Origin of the sequence: Marinobacter sp. C1S70 (genome assembly GCF_000475355.1) — a bacterium.
In the GTDB taxonomy this organism is placed as follows: Bacteria; Pseudomonadota; Gammaproteobacteria; order Pseudomonadales; family Oleiphilaceae; genus Marinobacter; species Marinobacter nauticus.
In genome coordinates this window covers 204,767-226,719 of the sequence record NZ_AXBW01000084.1, presented here as the reverse complement: position 1 = coordinate 226,719, position 21,953 = coordinate 204,767, and the positions used below count along the sequence as shown (strand labels likewise).

At 59.8% G+C, this 21,953-nt stretch carries 18 protein-coding genes; 11 read left to right on the top strand and 7 right to left on the bottom strand.

The genetic code is table 11. From position 1 onward, the window contains the following. Positions 1–30 precede the first annotated feature (30 nt). From Q669_RS18670 to Q669_RS18640, 7 genes are all read left to right on the top strand, one after another. The gene (locus Q669_RS18670) at positions 31–546 is read left to right on the top strand and encodes a hypothetical protein (protein ID WP_022993450.1); all 516 of its coding nucleotides are present in this window, start codon (positions 31–33) and stop codon (positions 544–546) included. A 26-nt stretch (positions 547–572) separates the two neighbouring features. Beyond that, positions 573–1,178: a 5'-deoxynucleotidase gene (gene yfbR, locus Q669_RS18665; protein WP_022993449.1), complete on the top strand. Its 606-nt coding sequence runs from the start codon at positions 573–575 to the stop codon at positions 1,176–1,178. 129 nt (positions 1,179–1,307) lie between these two features. Continuing rightward, the gene (locus Q669_RS18660; protein WP_022993448.1) at positions 1,308–2,123 is read left to right on the top strand and encodes an SDR family NAD(P)-dependent oxidoreductase; all 816 of its coding nucleotides are present in this window, start codon (positions 1,308–1,310) and stop codon (positions 2,121–2,123) included. 91 nt (positions 2,124–2,214) lie between these two features. Next, positions 2,215–3,321: a GGDEF domain-containing protein gene (locus Q669_RS18655; RefSeq protein WP_022993447.1), complete on the top strand. Its 1,107-nt coding sequence runs from the start codon at positions 2,215–2,217 to the stop codon at positions 3,319–3,321. A 53-nt stretch (positions 3,322–3,374) separates the two neighbouring features. Then, positions 3,375–4,151 carry a class II glutamine amidotransferase gene (locus Q669_RS18650; protein WP_011783740.1) on the top strand — a complete coding sequence of 259 codons (777 nt, stop codon included), beginning with the start codon at positions 3,375–3,377 and terminating at the stop codon, positions 4,149–4,151. Between the two features lie 120 nt (positions 4,152–4,271). Further along, the gene (locus Q669_RS18645) at positions 4,272–5,342 is read left to right on the top strand and encodes a DUF2156 domain-containing protein (protein WP_022993446.1); all 1,071 of its coding nucleotides are present in this window, start codon (positions 4,272–4,274) and stop codon (positions 5,340–5,342) included. Beyond that, positions 5,339–8,086 (top strand): LuxR C-terminal-related transcriptional regulator, encoded by a 2,748-nt coding sequence (locus Q669_RS18640; RefSeq protein WP_022993445.1) that lies wholly within the window; start codon positions 5,339–5,341, stop codon positions 8,084–8,086. The genes Q669_RS18645 and Q669_RS18640 overlap by 4 nt, the downstream gene beginning before the upstream one ends. 13 nt (positions 8,087–8,099) lie before the next feature. On the opposite strand, the gene Q669_RS18635 is transcribed toward Q669_RS18640, so the two are convergent. Beyond that, positions 8,100–8,993: a metal-dependent hydrolase gene (locus Q669_RS18635; protein WP_022993444.1), complete on the bottom strand. Its 894-nt coding sequence runs from the start codon at positions 8,991–8,993 to the stop codon at positions 8,100–8,102. Between the two features lie 219 nt (positions 8,994–9,212). On the opposite strand from Q669_RS18635, the gene Q669_RS18630 reads away from it, so the two are divergent. Together Q669_RS18630 and Q669_RS18625 are read left to right on the top strand one after the other, a co-directional pair. Then, positions 9,213–10,319, top strand: a complete 1,107-nt coding sequence (locus Q669_RS18630; RefSeq protein ID WP_011783745.1) for a helix-turn-helix transcriptional regulator — start codon at positions 9,213–9,215, stop codon at positions 10,317–10,319. 107 nt (positions 10,320–10,426) lie between these two features. Next, the gene (locus Q669_RS18625; RefSeq protein WP_022993443.1) at positions 10,427–10,834 is read left to right on the top strand and encodes an NINE protein; all 408 of its coding nucleotides are present in this window, start codon (positions 10,427–10,429) and stop codon (positions 10,832–10,834) included. On the opposite strand, the gene Q669_RS18620 is transcribed toward Q669_RS18625, so the two are convergent. Beyond that, positions 10,835–12,202, bottom strand: a complete 1,368-nt coding sequence (locus Q669_RS18620) for a WS/DGAT/MGAT family O-acyltransferase (RefSeq protein WP_022993442.1) — start codon at positions 12,200–12,202, stop codon at positions 10,835–10,837. Between the two features lie 101 nt (positions 12,203–12,303). Then, entirely contained in the window at positions 12,304–14,181 is a 1,878-nt protein-coding gene (locus tag Q669_RS18615) for an MFS transporter (protein ID WP_011783748.1), read from the bottom strand. 136 nt (positions 14,182–14,317) lie between these two features. Between Q669_RS18615 and Q669_RS18610 the strand changes: the two genes are divergently transcribed. Next, positions 14,318–14,983 carry a nitroreductase gene (locus Q669_RS18610; RefSeq protein WP_022993441.1) on the top strand — a complete coding sequence of 222 codons (666 nt, stop codon included), beginning with the start codon at positions 14,318–14,320 and terminating at the stop codon, positions 14,981–14,983. A 10-nt stretch (positions 14,984–14,993) separates the two neighbouring features. On the opposite strand, the gene nirD is transcribed toward Q669_RS18610, so the two are convergent. The 3 genes from nirD to Q669_RS18595 all read right to left on the bottom strand — a co-directional run bounded on the left by nirD (position 14,994) and on the right by Q669_RS18595 (position 19,416). Further along, on the bottom strand, positions 14,994–15,362 hold the full coding sequence (gene nirD, locus Q669_RS18605) for a nitrite reductase small subunit NirD (protein ID WP_022993440.1): 369 nt from the start codon (positions 15,360–15,362) through the stop codon (positions 14,994–14,996). 169 nt (positions 15,363–15,531) lie between these two features. Continuing rightward, positions 15,532–18,045, bottom strand: a complete 2,514-nt coding sequence (nirB, locus tag Q669_RS18600) for a nitrite reductase large subunit NirB (protein WP_011783751.1) — start codon at positions 18,043–18,045, stop codon at positions 15,532–15,534. Positions 18,046–18,072: 27 nt separating this feature from the next. Beyond that, the gene (locus tag Q669_RS18595; RefSeq protein WP_223268744.1) at positions 18,073–19,416 is read right to left on the bottom strand and encodes an NAD(P)/FAD-dependent oxidoreductase; all 1,344 of its coding nucleotides are present in this window, start codon (positions 19,414–19,416) and stop codon (positions 18,073–18,075) included. A gap of 232 nt (positions 19,417–19,648) precedes the next feature. Between Q669_RS18595 and Q669_RS18590 the strand changes: the two genes are divergently transcribed. Further along, positions 19,649–20,947, top strand: a complete 1,299-nt coding sequence (locus Q669_RS18590; protein WP_022993437.1) for a nitrate regulatory protein — start codon at positions 19,649–19,651, stop codon at positions 20,945–20,947. 44 nt (positions 20,948–20,991) lie between these two features. Here Q669_RS18590 and Q669_RS18585 read toward each other — a convergent pair whose 3' ends face one another. Further along, positions 20,992–21,852 carry an ABC transporter ATP-binding protein gene (locus Q669_RS18585; RefSeq protein ID WP_031211742.1) on the bottom strand — a complete coding sequence of 287 codons (861 nt, stop codon included), beginning with the start codon at positions 21,850–21,852 and terminating at the stop codon, positions 20,992–20,994. Positions 21,853–21,953: the final 101 nt, after the last annotated feature.

The following is a 21,953-nucleotide window of genomic DNA, read 5'->3' as shown; positions in this document are numbered from 1 at the left end:
CGTTGAAGTCACGGATTCAGGCAGATTGTCATGCGGGCGTTCGTGAATCTGTTGGTGAAAGCGGCCGCCTCACCATTCAGTATGCTGGGCTCGCTGGCGGAGATGGCGGGCTTCAGTAGCGAGGAGCTGGGCCAGGTCAGTTTTGTCCCCGGTAGTGTGCAACTGGCAGACAACGAGGCCGAGAAACTGACCGCACTGGCCCAGGCGTTAAGGGAGCGGCCGGGGCTTCTGCTCAACATCCGTGGTGCTGTCGCACCCGAGGCCGATGCCCTGGCGTTGCTGAAGGCGCAGATGCAGGCCCGTGGCGAGACCGTAACCGGCGAAGCCTGGGAACAGGCCCAGCAGGCCTGGCGCGAGGGCGAACGCAGCCTGCCGCCGGAAGCGCTCGGGCGCCTGGCCTCGGAGCGAGGGGTAACGGTTCGTCAGGTGCTGACAGCGACGCACGAGGTGTCGGACAGCCAGCTATTCCTGCTGGATCCGGCCCGTGATGCACAGGTAGATGAACAGGGAAACGTGATGGTCCGGTTTACCCTGGACGTTCGTTAACCCGGAATGCACGGAGTTCTGCAGCTATGACCGACACCCCGGGCCGAAAACCCAGCCATTTCTTTGCCTATGTATCGCGCCTGCGCTGGATCAAACGCTGGGGCCTGATGCGTAACGCCATTGATGAAAACGTGGCCACCCATTCCTGGGAGGTGGCTACCGTTGCCCACGCCCTGGCGCTTATTCGCAACCGGCATTTTGCCGGAACGGTGAATGCAGACCGTGTTGCTGCAGCGGCCCTCTATCACGATGCCACCGAAGTGATCACGGGGGATATGCCCACCCCGGTGAAATACCATTCCCGGGTGATGCGGGAGGCATTCGGCGATATCGAGCACAAGGCCGAAGCTGAATTGCTGGCGCTGTTGCCTGAAGACCTGCGGGAGGATTTTTCGCCCTATGTGCGGGAATCCCGCCTGGGGCCGGAAGAAAAGGAACTGATCAAGGCGGCGGACCGGCTCTCGGCCTGGCTGAAATGCCGCGCAGAACTGCGTGCCGGAAACCCGGAGTTCGGCCCCGCGGAGCAGCAAATCAGGGAGCGCCTGGAAGCGGACGGCCTGCCGGAAGTGCAGTACTTTCTCGAGGTGTTTGCACCCGGGTATGACCAGCCTCTGGACAACCTGCTGGGTTGATCTGTGGACTGGCTCTGGTGCCGGGCTCGTCTGGAGTCCAGTGCCATAGGTTTGCCTCTGGTGGCTCACTAAAGTGGCGAATAACGAAAGCGCTGCTTTACTGAAAGACCACAACAAGAGGTTCCCGCCATGAAAGATCTGAACAACAAGGTGGCTGTCGTCACCGGTGCTGGCTCTGGTATCGGCCGATCCCTGGCCAAATCCCTTGCGGCCCGGGGCTGTCGGCTGGCTCTTTCCGATGTTAACGAAGCGGGGCTGGCGGAAACCGCTGCCGGCCTGGACGGTGCCGAGGTGAAAACCTACCGCCTGGATGTCTCCGACCGGGACGCCATCTACGCCCACGCTGAGGAGGTCCGCAAGGATTTTGGCCAGGTTAACCTGATTATCAACAACGCCGGAGTAGCACTGTCTGCCACTGTGCGGGAAATGACGGACGACGATTTCAAATGGGTGATGGACATTGATTTCTGGGGCGTCGCCCACGGCACCCGGGCGTTTCTGCCGCACCTGATCGAGTCCGGTGATGGCCACGTGGTGAACGTTTCCAGCGTGTTTGGCCTGATCGGCGTGCCCAAGCAAAGCGCCTATAATGCTGCCAAGTTTGCGGTGCGCGGGTTTACCGAATCCCTGCGCCAGGAGATGAAACTGGAGAATCAGCCGGTTCAGGTTAGCTGTGTGCACCCCGGTGGCATACGCACCAACATTGCCAATGCCGCGCGCATGGGCAAATCCGAAAACGCCGAGGCCCAGCGCAAGGGCTTCGACAAGCTGGCCATGACCACGCCGGACAAGGCCGCCGAAATCATCATCAAAGGCATCCTCAAAAACGAATCCCGTATTCTGGTGGGGCCGGATGCCTGGGGCATTGACGCCATCAACCGGCTGCTGGGCTCGGCCTATCAACCGTTGGTGGAACGGTTTTCCCGCAAGAACCTGTATATCTGAGGGCTCTCGGGAACCGGAACTCCGTTGGCTGGTTGTTTTACAGCCAGCGGAGACCGACTATACTCTCTGGTTGATCCAGGGAAGAGTCAGCATGAATACGTCAAAACATCCGGATCTGGGTACGGCATTGGAACAAAGCCGCTCAGGACTCCGGGATAACCACCGCCGCTCGCTTACCAGGCTGTTGTTCCTGGTGACCGGCTCTGCGCTGGTGGTTTTCTCCTGTCTGCAATTGTTCAACGGTTACCCATGGGTGGCGCTGGTCGAGCTCTTTGCCAGTGGGCTGCTGTTCTACGGTGTGTTTTGCCTGAAAACCACGGCTCACCTACAACAGTGGATCTACGCCTATCTGGTGTCCCTGTTTTCGTTTTTCATCGTCATCATGCTGTTGCCGGAGGCCTCCATTGCGGCTTTTGTCTGGGTGTTGATGATGCCGGTTCTGGCCTACCTGCTGCTCGGCAAACACGAGGGCATGATTTTGAGCGTGCCCTTTATGTTGGTGGGCGGGGTGGTTTACTACTTTTTCCTCGGTGACGTGGGTTCCGCGCACCGGATGATCGATCTGCTCAACATGGTTTTGTGTGGTGCCCTGATGCAGGTATTCATGCACATGTACGAGGTGCGCCGGGAAGAGGCCGAGCAACGGCTGGTCGACATGGCCCAGACCGATGCCCTGACCGGGCTGGCCAATCGCTCCAACTTCCAGTCAACACTGGCCCGTACCATTGCCGAGTGTGAACGCAGCGGAACCGATTTTGCTCTGGTGATTATGGACATCGACCACTTCAAACTGGTCAACGATACCCTCGGCCACGATGCCGGTGACTACGTATTGAGGAGCATCGGGCAGTGCCTGACCGAGCGTCTGCGCACGACCGACTTTGTTGGCCGGCTGGGCGGCGAGGAATTTGGCCTGATTCTGAGGGATGCAAAGCCTGGGGATGCCTTTGAACTGATGGACGAGTTGCGGGAGCGCATTGCCCGGCGGGAGCTGAAATACGGCGAAGCGGGTATCCGCGTGACCGCCTCCTTTGGTATTGCCCAGTGGCCGGAGCATGGCAGGGAGGCGGAAACGCTGTTCTGTGTGGCAGATCGCTGTCTCTACAGCGGCAAGCGGGCAGGCCGGAACCGTGTGGCGCCCGCCGGTGCCGGACAGCCTCCGAAATCCGTCGGTTCGATGGCTGGAGGTCTCGGTTGATTCGGGTATCCTAGCGAATACACCCGGAAGCAAGGCCGAGGATACCGCCAACCATGTGTGAACTGCTGGCCATGAGCGCCAACACCCCGACCGATCTCTGTTTCAGCTTTACCGGTCTGACCCGTCGTGGCGGTGACACTGGCCCACACAAGGATGGCTGGGGCGTCGCTTTCTACGAAGGTAAAGGGGTACGCTGTTTTCACGATGCCGACGCCAGTGCCTCCTCGCGCATTGCCGAAGTGGTGCAAACCCACCCCATCAAGAGTGAAGTGGCCATCTGCCACATTCGTCAGGCCAATGTGGGTGATATCTGCCTAGCCAACACCCACCCGTTTATCCGCGAGCTCTGGGGCCGCTACTGGGTCTTCGCCCATAATGGTCAGCTTTCGGAGTTTTCCGCGGCGCCCGGCTTCTACGAGGCCGTTGGCAGCACCGACAGCGAAGCCCTGTTCTGCGATATCCTGAACCACCTGCGCAGTCATTGCGATCGAGACACTGCCACCGAGCAGGTGGTGGAACGGCTGGTTCAGCTGTCCCGGAACTACGCCCGCCAGGGGGTATTCAACCTGCTGCTAAGCAACGGCGACTGGCTGTTTACATTTTGCACCACCAAGATGGCCAGTATTACCCGGCGGGCGCCGTTCGGCCCCGCCCGCCTCAAGGATGCCGACGTTACCGTGGATTTTGAATCGGAAACCACACCCAACGACATTGTCAGCGTCATCGTGACCGAACCCCTCACCAGCGACGAAACCTGGGATATTTACAAGCCGGGTGAATGGCGTTTGTGGCGACGGGGCGTTGTGGTGATGCAGGGCTCGGAATTGTGACCCAGTTCCGGTGGGGCGCCAGGCACTCAACCCTTTGACCGATGGCCGGCCGAGGCACGGCCTTTAGCATTTTGTTCTGAACACAGGAAAGCGGTATCAGAACAACAAAGGGAATGACCCATGCCTGCCTCTCATCTGTCTGCGGCGGTGGCCCCGGCTGCCGATGACCGGAATATCAACTCGAGTGTGCCGGATCCCGGGCGTTGCCATGAACGCACCGCCGAGCACCTGATCCGTCTGCACGGGAGCCAGTCCAGCAGCTATTTTGCCTTGCAGCCGGATTGCCGGCACTTTCTCAGCCCCGGTCTCGGGCTGGTACCGTATGTTCCGGTAAAGGTGTTGGGGCAGCGGGTAAACGTGGTGCCCACAAGACCCCTGGCGGGAGCTCAGAGTATGGGCCGGCTACTGCAGGCGTTCGAGCAGAGTGTGCCCGGCCCCTCACTGTATGTCGGCGTCGATCAGTCGCTCCTGGGGCCGTTGGGCGAGCTTGGTTACGATGCCACGGTGATGGGTACGGAGTTCTCGGTTGATCTGACGAGGTTCTCGCTTCGTGGCAAGGCGATGAAGCAGCTGCGCCATGCCCGCAATCTGGACAGGCGGTGTCGAATCGAGGTGCGGGAGCAATGTGGAGATGAGGTGAACTGGCACAAGGTGGCGGGTATCTCGGAGCGCTGGCGCCTGGGCAAGGCGGTCAAGGAACGGGAATTGGGTTTGCTCACGCGGCCACCGGTGTTTGCAGATGAATGGGGAGTGCGCAAGTTCTACGCCTATGTGGAGGGCGAGCTGGCCGGATACGTGTTCTTTGATCCTTGGTACCGTCACCATGAACTGGCGGGCTATTGCGCCAATATTCTGCGGGCGTCGCCGGAAATGAACCGGCTCGGCGTACTCGACCACATTATTCTGCAGGCGGCCAGTCAGTTTCGTGAGGAAGGCGTGCCTGAGCTGTCGCTGGGCATTGCGCCCCTGCACGGCGTCCGCCACTGCCCGGGTGACCGGCCGGGCCTGCGCCGCCTTCAGAATATCCTGTATCGCTATGGGAATCGCCTTTACGCCTTCCAACCTCTGGCGTACCACAAATCACGCTACCGTGGCCGGGAAACTCCCTGGTTTGTCTGTGCCCGGGAACTGGGCAGTACCCGACTGGTTGCCACGCTGATGAAGGGCACGGGTCTGCTCGCACTGCCATGACCCGGATTTCTGAACAGGCCTCCCAGTTTGGAGTGCCGGGGCTGGTTGATAACACCGGCACTGACTATGCTGAAGCTCATTTGCCAACGGTAGTGAGCTCCATGGTTGCCGAAACCAAATTAACCCGTCCCGGGCTGCCTTCCGGCTTGTTGCTTGAGCCCTCACGGTTGCAGGCCCTTGATTGTATTGAACAGGTGCCGTTTGTACTGGTGTCGGCACCGGCCGGTTTCGGCAAAACCACATTGGTCAGTCAGTGGCTGGAACAGGAAAAACCGGTGCATGCCTGGTTGACGCTGGACCATAGGGATAACGCGCCGGCCCTGTTCTGGAATGCCGTGGCCAGCGCCCTGGCGCGGGTGAACCCACGATTTGCCATTCGCGAGAGCACCTTGTTAGCCGCGCTGGAACCGGGTGCCGCTGTTGACCCGGTGACCATGCTGATCAACCGCCTGGCGGATTATTCCCGAACCTGGCAGGCACCCAGCCGCCTGGTTCTGGTGCTGGATGATTTTCACCTGCTTGACCAGCAAGTACTACTGGAGCAGATCCGGCGCTTTATCGACTTTGCTCCGAGTTTTTTGCGCATTGTCTGTATCTCGAGGCTGGATCCCCCTATTCGCACCGCGCAGTTACTGGCTCGGCAACAGATGGTTCGGCTGGGGCCGGAGGTGCTCCGTTTTGATCTGGCGTTGACGCGAAAATTCGTCCAGGCCCGCCGGGCTGATCTCTCCGAAGAACAGATGTTGCAGTTGCATCAGCGCACCGGCGGCTGGCCAGCGGCGTTGCAGCTCTCGGCGTTGTCGGAAAACCCGTTAAGCCATGTACCCGGGCCTGGTCAGAGAGCCCTGAGTGACTATCTGCTGGAGGAAGTGTTCGCTGGCCTTGAGCCCGGGCTACAGCAATTTCTCCAGGATATGAGCCTGCTCCCTCTTTTCTCACATGAGGTTGCTGATGAAGCCCGGAATGGTAGCGATGCAGCGGACTGGATCGCAGTCATGCGCGAACGCAATCTGCTGTTCCAGAGTTACGGAGAGGGTCACTACTGGTATCGCCTGCATGATCTGCTGATCGACTGGCTTCAGGCGCAGGATCGGGAGCCTGAAGGGGAAAGCTCCATACGAATCAGGGCGGCCGAGGCATTCCGCCAGCGGGGCCTGATTGTGGAGGCCCTTGAGCTTTTTCTGGCCGAAGGCTGCTATGACCAGGCGGAAGCCCTGGTACCGTTGCTGTTGCAGGCGGAGGACCTGAGCGGCTACCGGTCACTGCCTTCGCGCTTCCCGGACAGTGTTCGGATGTGTTCTCCCGCGCTGCTTCTGCTGCAGGCGCTGTTTGCCTTCATGGATGGTCAGTACGGAGCAGTGCTTGAGCATCTGGCCGCGGCCGACCGGCTTCTGCAGTCGACAGACCCATCACCGGACACCGAGGCTCTGCAGTTTGTCTCCATGTTGTTGGGCTGGCCCTCGGCACGGTTTGCCGGCCACCGTGCAGAGGCCGAGCAGTCCCTGACTCAGATACAGGCCCGGTTGGCCAGCGCTCCAGCCGGCCTGCAACACTGGGGGCTGTATACCCTCGGTACTGAAGCCTTTATGGAGGCACGATTGGGGCCGGCGCGCACCTTGTTGACCGATGCGCTGGCAGGGGCCCTGAAGAGTGGCGATAACCCTTGTGCCCTGCGCTGTCTGGTCATGCTGGTTCCGGTTCTGGTGCAGGGCGGTCGCATTGGCGATGCCCGCCGCTGCTATGAACAGACCCGGTTGAAGCTTGTCAACGGGCCCGTGAGTAAGGAGCAGGTTTGCCTTCTGGCCTATCTGGAGGGCTTGTTGGCGCTGGAGCATCATGATCTTGCATACGCCGCAAAACGGCTGGGCGAGGCCGGTCTGATTGCCGACCAGCATCTGACGCCGCTGGATCAGCTTTACCTGGCGTTTGAGCGGTTTCGCCTGGGCATGGTTTTGCGAGACTCCGAACTCTGGCAGCAGGAACTCAGCCGGATTGAGCAGTTGCACCAGGTTATGGGCCAGTTGCGCTGGCACCATAACATTCCGCGCCCGGAGGCACTGGAGGCGTTGGCGCGATTGACGGAGGGTAACGCCTTCCCTTTGATTCTATGGGCCCAGAGCGATCCGGAACCGGTTGTAGGTAATCGCTTTTGTACCCTGAACGAAACCTTGTTGAAACTGATCGGTCAGTTGCTGGCGGCGTCGCCGGTGGCCCGGGAACTGGCAGCCCTGCGAACTGAGGCGGAAGAGGCGGGGTTGCTTCAGCTGGTGTGTCGTCTTGATCTGGTCAGTCTGATGGTTCAGGCCTTCGGGGATCAGGATCCTGAGGGAGCGGTGAAAAAGCTCGATGCACTGTTGGCGCTCTGGGTGCCCCGTGGTCTGGTGCGCCCCTTTGTGGATGCGGATCCCCGGCTGGACAGCCTGCTCGACGCCTGTATTACCCGCGGCTGGTCGGAAGTGGAAGCCAGCCGGATACTGGCTCTCCGGCAGGCCCGGATGGAGCCGGAAGCCGAAACCTGCGCCCGCACCCCGGAAGTCGCTGGTCCTGATGAACCGTTAAGTGATCGGGAACAGGGGGTGTTGGATCTGCTGGCAGAGGGACTCAGTAACAAGGCCATCAGCAAACAGCTCGGCATCTCAGTGGCGACGGTAAAGTCACATTTGAGCAATATTTACGGCAAGCTTCAGGCCGAGAACCGGATGCAAGCGGTTGCTCGCGCCCGGGAACTCGGCCTGATGTCATAGAGCGGGTGCACGATTACTGCAGCGTGCGCCGATTGCCGTTCTTGTACTGGGGCGCGATGTAGTCCTGGATCTGTTCCTTGAAACGACCGATCAGCTCACTGTTGTCCTTGTCCCAGGGATGGAAGCCGGGCTTGAAGTACTCCAGCCAGGTCGGGATCAGACTGGAGAAGGCGCCGTTTTTGCCCCACATGCGCCACATACCTTTGGCGGCGTCCTTAACGGAGAAATGGCTGCGGTCCTTCAGGGCCATGCGGCCGGTATACCAGGTGCCGACAATACCCAGGGCTACGGTACTGAAGACCTGGTAAAACGCCCGCTCGGTGTAGGTACCGCCAGCCTGGAGGAAAACGTCATAAGCAACGGCCTTATGCTCGGTTTCCTCAATGGCGTGCCACACCCACAGCGGGCGCATGGATTCGTGCATGTCTTCGCGTATATCGTCACGCTCCAGCAGCATGTCGGCCATCATGGCTGTGATGTGCTCCAGGGCGCAGGTAATGGCCAGCTGGTGGCGTTTGGGCAGCTTCCGTGCTACGTCCAGAATCACTTTCAGATCCCGCTCCATCTCTTCTACCGGCATGCCCTGGTCGCGGACATGCTGGTTCATGGCGATGTGCTCGAGCGAGTGCATGGCTTCCTGGCCGATGAAACCGCGCACTTCCTCTTTCAGCTTCTTGTCCTGGATCTGGTCTCGAAACGCCCGGACCGAGTCCACAAAAAACTGCTCACCCTCGGGAAACAATACAGACAGGGCGTTCATGGTATGACTGATCAGATAGTTGTTATCCACCCAGTATCTGGGGACCTGTTCGCCAAACTCGAAACCCATGCGCTGGGGTTTGATGGAGACATTGTCCGGGGTATGGGAGGCCTTGCCCGGCTTGTTCGTTTGTGTGGTGGTCAGCATGGTTCTACTCCTTTGCGACGGAACGCTTTGGCTGATGTCATGAAGCCAGTGTGGCGGAGTCAATCCGGATACTGAATGCGCGAAGGGGACGGGCATCGTCCACAATGGGACAGGGGATTGGCCCGGGCGACAGCGGAGTCGGGGCAGCGGGCCCCACTGTGGCGGCAATCCGGTTCTGATAGAGTCAGAAACACGATAAATATCAATCAGGGACACACTATGGCAGGTACCGGTGCAGACAACGAGCGGCAAATGTTGGGGTTGTTCCTGGTGCCCGGGGTGTACCTGCGGGTACTGGCTGAAACCGTTCGTCAACTGGGTTACAACGACCGCCAGCTTTATCAGGGCCTGGATTTCACACATGAGGACCTGAAAGCCAACGACAGTCGGGTTTTCGTCACTGACGCCACTCTGATGGCGCAGCGCGCGCTCGAGGTGGCGGGCAAAGATGGCCTGAGCTTTATACTGGCGAGAGAGTTGCGGCTGACCATCCATGGCACCCTGGGCTTCGCCGCGCTCACCAGCCCGACCTTTGAGGGTGCGTTGGACTCTGTCCGTCGTTATCTTCAGCTGCGGGCGCCCTTTCTGAGCATGAAACAGTCCATAGCCGGTGACAAGGTGCTGGTTCAGCTGTGCGCGGAGTTTGCGTTGCCGCCTATCTCCGAGTTTCTGGCCGAGACGGTCAGCGCCACGTTGATTCTGCTCACTGAACAACTACTCGACCGGAGCGATGCCGAGGCCCGGGGTTTTGCCCTGGAAGAGGGTAAATTACCGGGCGTGTCGGTACACCTGCGGGGCCCTGAGCCAGCCTATTACCGGCGGTTTGCCGCCCAGTTGCCGGTCCGTTTCGAGTTTGGCCAGCCCGAGGAAATGCTGATTTTCCCCCGCAAGCTGCTGGACGTGCGCATGCGTCTGGCGGATGCTGAAGCCTCCCGGATGGCTCGGGACCAGTGTGAATTCGAGTTGCAGAAGGCGCTCAAGGAGCAGGGCGACATCGTGCTGGCGATTCGCAATATGCTGCGGATGACCCCAGGCCCCTTGCCCTCCCTGGAGGCCATGGCCGAGCGCTTCTGCGTGTCTTCCCGCACCCTGAAGCGGCGGTTGGCGGACCGGGACACCAGTTATCGGGAGATTGTCGAGGCCGTGCTGAAAGATCGGGCCATCCAGTTGCTGCGCTACACCAATCAGTCAGTCAGCGAGATTGCCTATGAACTGGGCTATGCCGATCTGTCCAATTTCAGCCGTGCTTTCCGCAAGTGGACGGGTAAATCCGCCAGTGAGTTTCGCGAGGACGGGCCGGACCCGGCACCGGATCTGGGGCCCTGAGTGCCGTTTGTGATTCTAGCGTTCGCCCCCATATTGATCTGATCAGGCGTCCGTTTTGCGTCTGTGGTGACACACCAAATCCAACTGTGAACAGGAAGAACGCCGCAATGATCGAAAGACCCGACACCCACAGCAAGCTGATCGGCTACCTGCTCTGGATATTCGGATTCCTGGGTTCGCACCGTTTCTATTACGGCAAGCCGGTGACCGGCACCATCTGGTTCTTTACTCTGGGGCTGCTGTTTATCGGCTGGATTATTGATTTGTTCCTGATTCCGGCTATGGACAAGGAAGCTGATTACCGGTTCCAGGATGGCCAGATCAGCTACAACATCGGCTGGATACTGCTGACCTTCCTGGGGGTTTTCGGGGTGCACCGGATGTACATGGGCAAATGGCTCACCGGCATCCTGTACCTGCTCACCGGCGGCCTGTTTTTCATCGGTGTGCTGTACGATTTCTGGACCCTGAACAGCCAGATTTCCGAGCGTAACCGGGCCGATCAGCTGGCCTGATTACAGACCGGCGTTGCGCTCCAGCTCTGCCAGACCCTGTTCCAGGTAGTCCAGCATCCGTTGCAGGCTGGGCAGGGTCCGGCGACAGCCAATCAGGCCGAACTCCACCTGGTCGTTATAGCTGGTCAGTGTCATGTTCAGGGCCAGTCTGTCCATATCGATAGACACCGGATACATGCCTTCCAGTTTCGCCCCGTTCCAGTACAGGGGCCTGGATGGCCCGGGGACATTGGAAATCACCACATTGAAGGTCTGCCACTTGGGCGCCAGCCCGGTCAGCAGGTGGAAGGCGGCCGGCGCCAGGGTCAGGGCCGTGTAGTTGACGATTTCCTCCGGGCTCATATGCCGGTAGCGCTGCTTGGCCTCTTCCATGCCATGGTGGATTTTTAACAGTCGTTCGCCGGCCTCTTGCACATCGGTGTGAAGGCTCGCCAGGATGACGCCTACCTGGTTGCCCCCGGAGCTGTCGTCCCGGCGTAGTGACACCGGCACAAAGGCCACCAGTGGTTTCTCCGGCAAGGCATCCTGATTCATCAGATAGGTACGCAGAGCCGCTGCGCACATGGCAGTTACGACATCGTTGACCGTGGTGCCATAGGCCTCGCACACGGCGCGAATCCGTTTCAGGCACCAGGACTGGGCGGCGAAACGACGGGAACCGGTGATTTTCTGGTTCAGCATGCAGCGCGGGGCATGGAAAATGGAGTCGTAGGCCGGATCCTTCCGGGCCTGATTGATGGTTTTCAGTAGCTCCTTTGCCACAGTGGGAATGGTGCCGAGCTGGCGGCCCGAAAGCCCCAGCAAATGGGTGACACTGCGCCAGAGGGAGTGTCCGTCCGACTCACCCCTATCCCGTGACAGGCAAGGCAGATCCCAGATTGGCGGCATGCCGTGTTCGTCCGGGTTTTCACTCAGCATCCGGGTGGCCATGCGCATGGCCGAGACACCGTCCACCAGGGAATGGTGAACCTTGGTGTAGAGCGCAAACTGCCGGTCTTTCAGGCCCTCGATCAGGTGCACCTCCCACATGGGGCGCTCCCGGTCCATCAGGTGCGAATGCTCCGCCGATACGAACGACAGCAGCTCCCGAATACGCCCGGGTGTGGGCAGCGCCTCGAAGCGGAAATGATGCTCAAGGTCCAGGTGCTCATCCTCCACCCATACCGGCTGGCCCAGGCGATAGCTCAGGCGCTGGTTAAAGGGGGCGGTCACCTCCGTCTTCTGCCGAAGCTGATCTGCCAGCTGCGCGACATAGTCGTCCGGCGCGCCTTCGGGGAAGGAAAACAGCTGGAGGCCGCCCACATGCATGGGCTGCTGGCGTTTTTCCAGCCAGAGAAAGAGCTGGTCAGTGGGATTCAGGGGCGTCACGGGGCAATCCTTGTTCTTGGTTTATGCCCCGATACTACCCCACTCCGAGCGGGTAAAAATTGGCTTTGGTAACAGCACCACCAAAAAGCCCGGCGAAAAGACTATTGTGCATCTCCACGCAGCGCTTTGACCTTTTGTTCCAGACGCTCGGCACTGGCCTCGTGGGGCGAGACCGGGAGACCAGCCAGCAGATGAATCCGGGACCAGAACCGCCGTGGCCAATGGCTGAAGGCCGGCCCGCCACAATGGCTGAAAAAGCTGCCCCAGAGGCCGCGCAGTGCCATTGGCACCACCGGTACCGGTCGCCGGGCCAGAATCATGTCGACACCGGGCTTGAAGGTATCGACCTCGCCGTCTTTGGTGAGTTTGCCTTCCGGGAAAATACAGACCACATGGCCGGCTGCGAGTTCTTCATCAATGCGGTCGAAAGCGGCTTCGTAAATCTCCGGCACCTTTGATTTCGGACCAATGGGGATAGCCTTGGCCAGGCGGAAGAAACCGCCCATGACCGGTGTCGCGAAAATGTTGTGATCCATCACGAATCGGACGGGTCGCCGCACCGCGCCGGCGATCACCAGGGCATCCATGTAGGAGACGTGGTTGCACACCAGCAGCACGGGGCCCTGCTCGGGTATCCGGTCCAGGTTGTGGTGCGTGACCCGATAAATCGTGTGGGACAGGACCCAGATGACAAAGCGCAGGGCAAAGTCCGGTACCTGCTGGTACACGTAGGCCGCCACCATCAGGTTCATGATCGACAGCACCAGGAAGAACTCGGGAATGGTGAGTCCGAACAGGCCGAGCATGAGCATGCCCAGCAGCGCGCTGACCACCATAAACAGGGCGTTGAAAATATTCAGGGCGGCGATCACGCGGGCCCGGGTGGCCGGTGGTGTTTCCTGCTGGACATAAGCATACAGCGGCACGATAAACAGGCCGCCAAAGATACCAATGGCCAACAGGTCAATGGCCACCTGGCGATAATGGGGATCGGTTATGATCAGCCACCAGTCTGAGGGAATCGGCTGCTCTGGCATATTGAAGAAAAGATCGATGCCGAAGAAACTCAGGCCAATGGAGCCGATGGGTACGATCCCCAGTTCAATCTTGTGGCCGGACAGCCGCTCGCAGGCAATGGAGCCGGCGGCGATGCCGATGGTGAAAATCGCCAGCAGTAAGGTGACGACCGTTTCGTCACCCATCAGGTGAGTCTTGGCGAAGTTCGGAAACTGGGTCAGATAGGCGGCACCCAGAAACCAGAACCAGGATATCGCCATGATGCTCAGGAATACATTGTGATTGTCCCGGGCAATGGCCATCAGTTTCCAGGTTTCCTGCAGCGGCCGGAAACGAATACGCAGATCCGGCGCTGCCGCCTCGGCCCTGGGAATCCGCCAGGCGGCCACCAGTCCAATCACCGCCAGCACCGCAACGGCGATGGCAATCACGGGGCCGGAAGCCGCAGCTTTCATCATCACGCCGGCCATCAGGGTACCCACCAGGATAGCCACAAACGTGCCCATCTCTACCAGCGCGTTACCACCCACCAGCTCGGATTCTTTCAGGGCCTGGGGCAGGATCGCGTACTTCACCGGCCCGAAAAACGCGGATTGTACGCCGGTGAGAAACAGCAGAAGGAACAACACCTCGTACCAGCCAAACCAGAGACCGACCGCGGCAATGCCCATGATCACCACCTCGGCGAATTTGATCCAGCGGATAACCGTGGATTTCTCGTACCGGTCCGCCACCTGGCCGGCGATGGCGGAGAACAGGAAAAACGGCAGGATAAACAGCATCGCGGCGAGATTGACCACCACATCCGACGACAGGCCAAACAGGCCCCCGGCGCTGTAGGTCACCAGCAGCAACAAGGCATTCTTGAACAGGTTGTCGTTGAAGGCACCGGCAAACTGGGTGACAAAGAATGGCAGGAACCGTCGCTCGGATAGCAGGCGAAACTGACTGTGATCTTCCATAACCTGAGGCTCTCCCTATGGGGTTCGCCGCAGACTATACGGCGCCCGGGAGGTGGTCAAGCGCGGCTGTTGTGCGCATACTGGATGCAGGATTGTGTTCCCAACCCAATGTTCTGGATGATGTGGAGTCTTGCCTATGGATGTTCAGCAGGCTGTTGTGTCACGCCGCTCGGTGCGGGACTTTCTGGATACCCCGGTGCCTGAAGCCACGCTTCGAACGGTAATCGAAACGGCGACCCGGTCGCCATCCGGAGGCAACCTGCAACCCTGGCATCTGCACGTCGTCACCGGCGATGCTCTGGCCCGACTCAAAGCCCTGATGCAGGAGAAGGTCAGCAAAGGCTTCAACGAAGTGCCGGAATACGAAATCTACCCACCGAAACTTCAGTCACCCTACCGCGACCGCCGCTTCGAAATCGGCGAACTCATGTACCGCCGGCTCGACATCCCCAGGGAAGACAAAGCTGCCCGCTTCGAATGGTTCAAACGCAACTTCGAATTTTTCGGCGCACCAGTTGGCCTGTTCTGTACCGTCGACGACAACATGGGCCCGCCCCAGTGGTCCGATCTGGGCATGATCCTGCAAACCATCATGCTCTTACTCCGAGAACAGGGCCTCGACAGCTGCGCCCAGGAATCCTGGTCGGTGTACCCGAAAACCATCAGCGAATTCCTGGGCTTGCCTGAACACCGCAAAGTCTTCGCCGGCATGGCCATCGGCTACGCCAACCCCGACAGCCCGGTGAACCAGCTCACCAGCCCAAGGGCACCGCTGTCGGAGAACGTCGAGTTTATCAGCTGACAGGCGAACCTCAGGCGGCCATCGATGCCGCCTGAGCCACCGGCACTTCCAGCCGGATCCGGTTGCCGTCCAGCAACACCGGATAGACCTTCACCTGCACGCTCTCGTCTTCCAGACATTGCCCGCTGCGCAGGCTGAAATGCTGCTTGTACAACGGCGACGCCACCACCGGCTCACCGTTGATATCCCCGGTAATGCCTCGGGCCAGCACGTTCGAGCCACTGAACGGATCGGTATGGCTGATGGCAAACAATGCCGGCAGGCGGTGTGGCAGATAAAACACCGCCACCGGCCCGTCGTCGGTCCAAACCGCAATACCGGAATCAGCTACCAGATCGTCCACGGTGCACACTGCTTCCCAACAAGTCCGAGCTTTCATAGCAAAGTCTCCAAATTCCAAGGTCGTTAAGTTTCCTATCCCACAGATGTTTGTGAGCGTGGGAGCCGGATTCATTTTCTGGCAGGAAAAAAGATGTCTGAGCAAAGCGAGTTATTTTTTCCAGAAGAAAATGAATCCGGCTCCCGCGCTCCGCCCCCAAACCAGAAGGCTACGAAGAAGCCACCTCCAAAACAGGCCGACGCTGCCCCCGCTCTGAAGTCCACTGCTGCACCGGATCCTTCTGCTCCGGCGCATTCACAAACTCCCGGAACCGCTTACGCTTCTCCGGATCCTCAACGGCGGACTTCCACTCGCACTGATAGGTCTCCACCAGATCCGCCATATGCTGCTCCAGCTCCTCGCCAATGCCGAGGCTGTCCTCCAGCACCACCTGCTTCAGATACTCCAGGCCACCTTCCAGATTTTCCATCCAGACCGACGTCCGCTGCAGCCGGTCCGCCGTGCGCACATAAAACATCACCACCCGGTCGATGGTGCGGATCAGCTCCTCATCCGACAGATCGGTGGCAAACAGATCCGCATGCCGTGGCCGCATCCCGCCGTTGCCACACACATACAGGTTCCAGCCCTTCTCCGTGGCAATTACCCCGAAATCCTTGCTCTGGGCCTCCGCGCATTCACGGGTGCAGCCGGACACCGCCATCTTCACCTTGTGCGGCGCTCGCAGGCCCTTGTAGCGGTTCTCCAGGGTAATCGCCATGCCCACGCTGTCCTGCACGCCGTAGCGGCACCAGGTGCTGCCGACGCAGGACTTCACCGTACGCAGCGACTTGCCATAGGCGTGCCCGGTCTCAAAACCGGCGGCGATCAGCTTCTCCCAGATCTCCGGCAGCTCGCTCAGGGTGGCGCCGAACAGATCCACACGCTGGCCGCCGGTGATCTTGGTGTACAGGTTGTACTCCCTGGCCACCTCGCCCAGCACAATCAGCTTGTCCGGAGTAATTTCACCGCCGGGAATGCGCGGCACAATCGAGTAAGTGCCGTTCTTTTGCATGTTGGCCATGAAGGTGTCGTTGGTGTCCTGCAGGGGTACGTGGTCGGTGGCCAGAATGTGCTCGTTCCAGCAAGTGGCCAGAATGGAGCCCACCGTTGGTTTGCAGATGTCACAGCCCTGGCCCTTGCCGTATTGTTTGAGCAGGCCCCGGAAGGTGCGGATACCGTTCACCTTCACCAGATGAAACAGTTCCTGTCGGGTGTAGGGGAAATGTTCACAAAGGTCGGTACACACCTCCACGCCGCGCTTTTCCAGCTCGCTGTCCACCACCTTCTTCAGTAAAGCCGCACAGCCACCGCAGCCGGTACTGGCCCTTGTTTCAGTCTTGACGCCGCCCAGGTCGGAGCAACCGGCGTCAATGGCACCGCAGATATCGCCCTTGGTGACGTTGTGGCAGGAACAGATGGAGGCTGTGTCCGGCAGGGCGTCGGCCCCCAGGGCAGGCGCGCCACCTTCGCTTTCCGGCAGAATCAGCGCCTCCGGGTTGGCTGGCAGCTCAATGCCATTGAGGGCGTACTGCAGCAGGGTATCGTAAGGGCCGTTGTCGCCTACCAGAATGGCGCCCAGCAGAGTCTTACCGTCCTGGCTCACCACCATGCGCCGGTAGTGGCCGGCCTGCTCATCGTGAAAACGGATATTGCGTGCACCCGGGGTCTGGCCGTGGGCATCGCCGATGGAGCCCACATCCACCCCCAGCAGCTTGAGCTTGGTGCTCATATCGGCACCGGTAAAGGCCGCACCGGTGTCTTTGTTCAAAGCGGCCGACAGGGTGCGCGCCATGGTGTAACCCGGAGCCACCAGTCCGAAGATGCGATTGTTCCAGAGTGCGCATTCACCGATAGCGTGAATGTTCGGGTCTGAGGTGGTGCATTGATTGTTGACCACAATCCCGCCGCGTTCGCCCACCTCCAGGCCGCAGGCCCGGGCCAGGGTATCCTGGGGACGGATGCCAGCGGAAAACACAATCAGATCGGTTTCCAGATGGCTGTCGTCGGCGAAGTTCATCCTCAGCCGCGCGTCGCTGCCCGGAACAATGGCCATGGTGGCCTTCTCGGTGTGCACCTGAACGCCCAGATCCTCGATCTTCTGGCGCAAAAGTGCGCCACCCTGCTCGTCCAGTTGCACAGGCATCAGGCGCGGGGCAAATTCCACCACATGGGCCTGCAGGCCCAGGCTTTTCAGGGCGTTTGCCGCTTCCAGCCCCAGCAGACCGCCGCCCACCACGACACCGGTTTTCGCTGACTGGGCACTGGCCTGAATGGCATCCAGATCGTCCAGGGTTCGGTACACAAAGCAGCCATCCTGATCGTTGCCCTTAATGGGCGGTACGAACGGGTAGGAGCCGGTGGCCAGCACCAGTTGATCGTAGGTGTACTCCCCTTTTGGTGTCGTCAGCACGCGGCTGTTCCGGTCGATGGCGGTGACCGGCTCATTCAGGCGAAGATCAATGCCCTGGTCCGCGTACCAGTCTGCTGTACCCATGGCGAGGTCCGCGTGAGTGGAACCGGTGAAGTACTCCGACAGATGCACCCGGTCGTAGGCCAGCTGCTTCTCTTCACCGAACACGATCACCCGGTAGGTCTCGGCCGCCGGGGACTGGCTGAACTGTTCCAGGAAGTGATGGCCAACCATACCGTTGCCGATCACGATCAGGGTCTGTTTACTCATCTTGCTGTCCTCTCTCTTGGCAACCTATCAGGCTGCTGCGTCGCAATAGGTTTTGCCGAAAGCGATGGTGTCCCTGTAGCGGGAGACATCGGCGCCGGAGCGAATCAGTTCGCTGTACCAGGGGCCGTTGGCGGTATCGCCCAGCAGGATGGCGCCGGCCAGCCGGTTGCCATCCAGCAGCAGTTGGCCGTAGACCGCGTGGGTTCGGTCCTGCCATTCAACAATTTCGGTATGCTCGCCGGGGACTACCCGGCCACAGGAAAAAATGGGCAGATCGCTGATTTTCAGTCGGGTGGCGACTTCTCCGGGCTCAAATGCTCTGGCTCCCGGCACCTGGCAAAGAAGCTGTGCCAGAATCCGGGCCTGCTCGTAACCGGGTTCGACCAGGCCAAAGGTGTGCTCCTGAAACTGACAGCACTCACCCAGTGCGTAGATATGCGGGTTGGACGTCATCAGGTTCGGAGTGACTCGAATACCCCGGTCACAGTTGAGGCCGGCGTCAGCTGCCAATCCCTTGTTGGGTTCAATACCGGTAGCAATAACCACCAGGTCCGTGGCCAGTACCGTGCCGTCACTCAGTTCCACGGCGCGGACCTGATTCCGACCGAGCAGGGAGACCGGCGAGGTGCCGGTTCGGATACTCACCCCCCGCTGCTGTAACTTCTGCTTCAGAATATCGCCAGCGATCGGGTTCAGCTGTCGGTTGAGCAGATGACCGCTGCGGTGCAGCACCGTAACGTCCATGCCCCGGGTCCTGAGCCCTTCGGCCGCCTCCAGGCCGAGAAAGCCTCCGCCGATGACCACGGCCCGACGGTGTGACTTTGCCTGCCGGATCAGCGTGCGGGTGTCGGCCAGGTCCCGGAAGTTCATCACGCCGTCAAGGTCTTCACCGGGGAGGCCAAGGCGGGAGGGCTGTGCTCCGGTGGCCAGCACCAGCGTGTGATAGGACTGGGTGCGACCACAGGCGGTTGTTACCTGGCGCTGGCCCGGACTGATATGGGTGACAGGCTCATGCTGGTGCACCTCTATTCGGTGCTTGTGGAACCACTGCCAGGGTTTCAGTTCCAGATCGGTTTCCTGAATCTGATCGGCCAGCAATGACGACAACTGGATCCGGTTGTAGGCAGCGAAGGGCTCACCGTTAAACACCACAATGCGGCTGAACGGATGCCCCTGGGCTACCAGTTGCTCCAGCAGCCGTTGCGCGACCATGCCATGGCCGCAGATCACCAGTGGGTTATCCTGTGTGTGTTCCATGGAACTGAGTGCCTCCAGCAACGAAAAAAGCCGGAGCATCATGCTCTCCGAAGAGAACAGATGGTCCGGCACCAATGCCAACAACAATGATCTGATGGTCCGGCCTGATTCCATGGCCGGGACAGTCGTCCTTGTCTAAGTGTTAGCGATCTCCGTGCCAACTTTTTCAGGCTTTATTATTCAATGGCTTAGGTGAGTCCGCTGAAGGAGGCCGGCTGGTGGGCATCAAAAGAGTGCCCCGGGATGGGGCGAAACGCACGATGATTGGGCCGGAATGACTGGCCTGTAAATTGCTGCAGTCCGGGTAGAAAGGAACCAACTGTGTACCGACACCAGGAGCTGCACCATGAACACCAAACGCCATCCCCGTATGACCGCGACAGCGACTGCTGCGGAATTTCTGATGGCCTCCCGCCAGTGTGAGATCCGTAACCTGGAGTACTTTCTGCAGATGGGGCGGTTGGTGCAGAGCGTGGGCAATCTGGTCCATGGCCTGCAACGGGAGCGAGGCGCCACCAATCTTTATCTGGGGTCCGGTTGCCAACGCTTTGCCCGGGAACGTACCGCCATGGTCAAGGAAAACGACCAGTTGGCCGCTAACTTCCGGCAGGCATTGGCAGACATTCAGGAGGACCTCACCACCCATCCGGTCAGCAGCCCACTGCTCGGGCACATCGCCAGCGCCCTGCACAGCCTCGACCAACTGCCCGGGTTGCGGCAGCGGGTGAATGACCAGGAGGCCAGTGTTTCGGAGGCCACGGAGTGGTTCTGCGACAGTATTCATCAACTGATTACGGTCGTTTTCGAAGCGGCAGAAACCGTGGCAGAGCCTTCGATTGCGGGACTGCTTGTGGCCATGGTGCATGTCATGAACGGAAAGGAATATTGTGGTCAGGAGCGGGCCGCAGGTTCCGCGGGGTTCTCCAGCGGACACTTCGATAACGCACTGTCACGGCGCATGATGCACCTGGTTGAAGCGCAGGAGCGGTGTTTTGAGGTCTTTGTCGGCTTCGCCAGTGAAGAGAGCCTGTCGCTCTGGCAAGCCCTGCGCGCTCACCCGCGGGAGCTGGAAATTGAGCGGATGAGACAGATGGCCGTTTCGGTCGGGCCCTATAAGTCTCTGGATAAAGACATGGCCGACCGCTGGTTCAACCTGATGACAGAGCGCATGGATGACCTCAAGAAGATTGAGGATTCGGTTGAGAGCGCTTTCCACCATCGCTGCGTGGAGCGCTATACCGAAGCGCGCCACTCCCTGGCACATCAGGAGACCCTGCTGGCCTCGCTGGAACAACGCCATGCCTCCACAACGCCCGTGCTGGTGGTTTGCGATAACGGTGTAGAGGCCGGAGCTGCCGATACGTGGGCCGGGGAAGGTGTCGGGCAGCAATCAGGCCGATCCATCTTTGACCTGGTCCAGGAACAGACCCGCCGCCTGCGCCAGATGTCTGAAGAATTGCAGAGTGCCAAAGAAGCTCTGGAAGATCGTCGTACCCAGGAAAAGGCCATCTTGCTGTTGATGGAACACCGCAACATCAGCAATGACGAAGCTCACCGCCTGCTGCGAAAACTGGCCATGGACCAGGGCAAGCGACTGCCCGAAGTCGCCCGGGCACTGGTATCCATGGCAGGGGTCTTAAGCTGATACTTGAACCAGGCCGGGACGGGGTGCCCCGCCCCGGCATAAAGTCAGGCCGAAGCTGAATGCCTGGCTGCCGGCGCCTCGGGTTTTGCACTGCTGCCGCGGCGACTGTTCAGAGACTCCAGCTTGCGCTGCTTCTCGTACAGGAACGACAACACCTCCTGCCGGTAATGCACATATTGGGCATCGTCCGCCAGGGCCACACGATTGCGAGGCCTTGGCAGATCAATGTGCAGATCCTCCCCCACCGTGGCGGCAGGGCCGTTGGTCATCATGATAATGCGGTCGGACAACAGCACCGCCTCGTCCACATCGTGGGTAATCATGATCACGGTATTGTTCAGCTCCTGCTGAATTTCCATCAGCGAATCCTGCAAATGGGCCCGTGTCAGGGCATCCAGCGCCCCGAACGGCTCATCCATCAGCAACACACTGGGTTTCATGGCCAATGCCCGGGCGATGCCCACCCGCTGCGCCATCCCCCCGGAAATCTCGCCTGGCCGCTTGTTGGCGGCGTGGGCCATATTCACCAGTTCCAGGTTGTGGGTAATCCAGTCCTTGCGCTCCTGCCGGGTCATCGACTTGCGAAACACCTGCCGGACCGCCAGCTCCACGTTTTCATACACCGTTAACCAAGGCATCAGGGCATGATTCTGAAACACCACTGCCCGCTCGGGACCGGGGGAATTTACCTCATGCCCATCCAGTACACAGCCACCCCTGGAGGCCTGCAGTAACCCGGCAACAATGTTCAGCACCGTCGATTTTCCGCAGCCGGAATGGCCGATCAGTGAAACAAACTCCCCTTTCTGGATCTTCAGGTTCACATTGTCCAGGGCAATGAAAGGCCCTTTCGGCGTATCAAACGCCATTTCAACACCGGTTAGTTCAAGATGTGATTTAGCCATAGCAGGATCCCCTAAACAGGTCAGACGAGCGCCGGGTGGGTAGTGTCTCCCGGGACCCTCAAAAACATGGATGTTTTTGCGGAGCTTACAGGGACGTATTC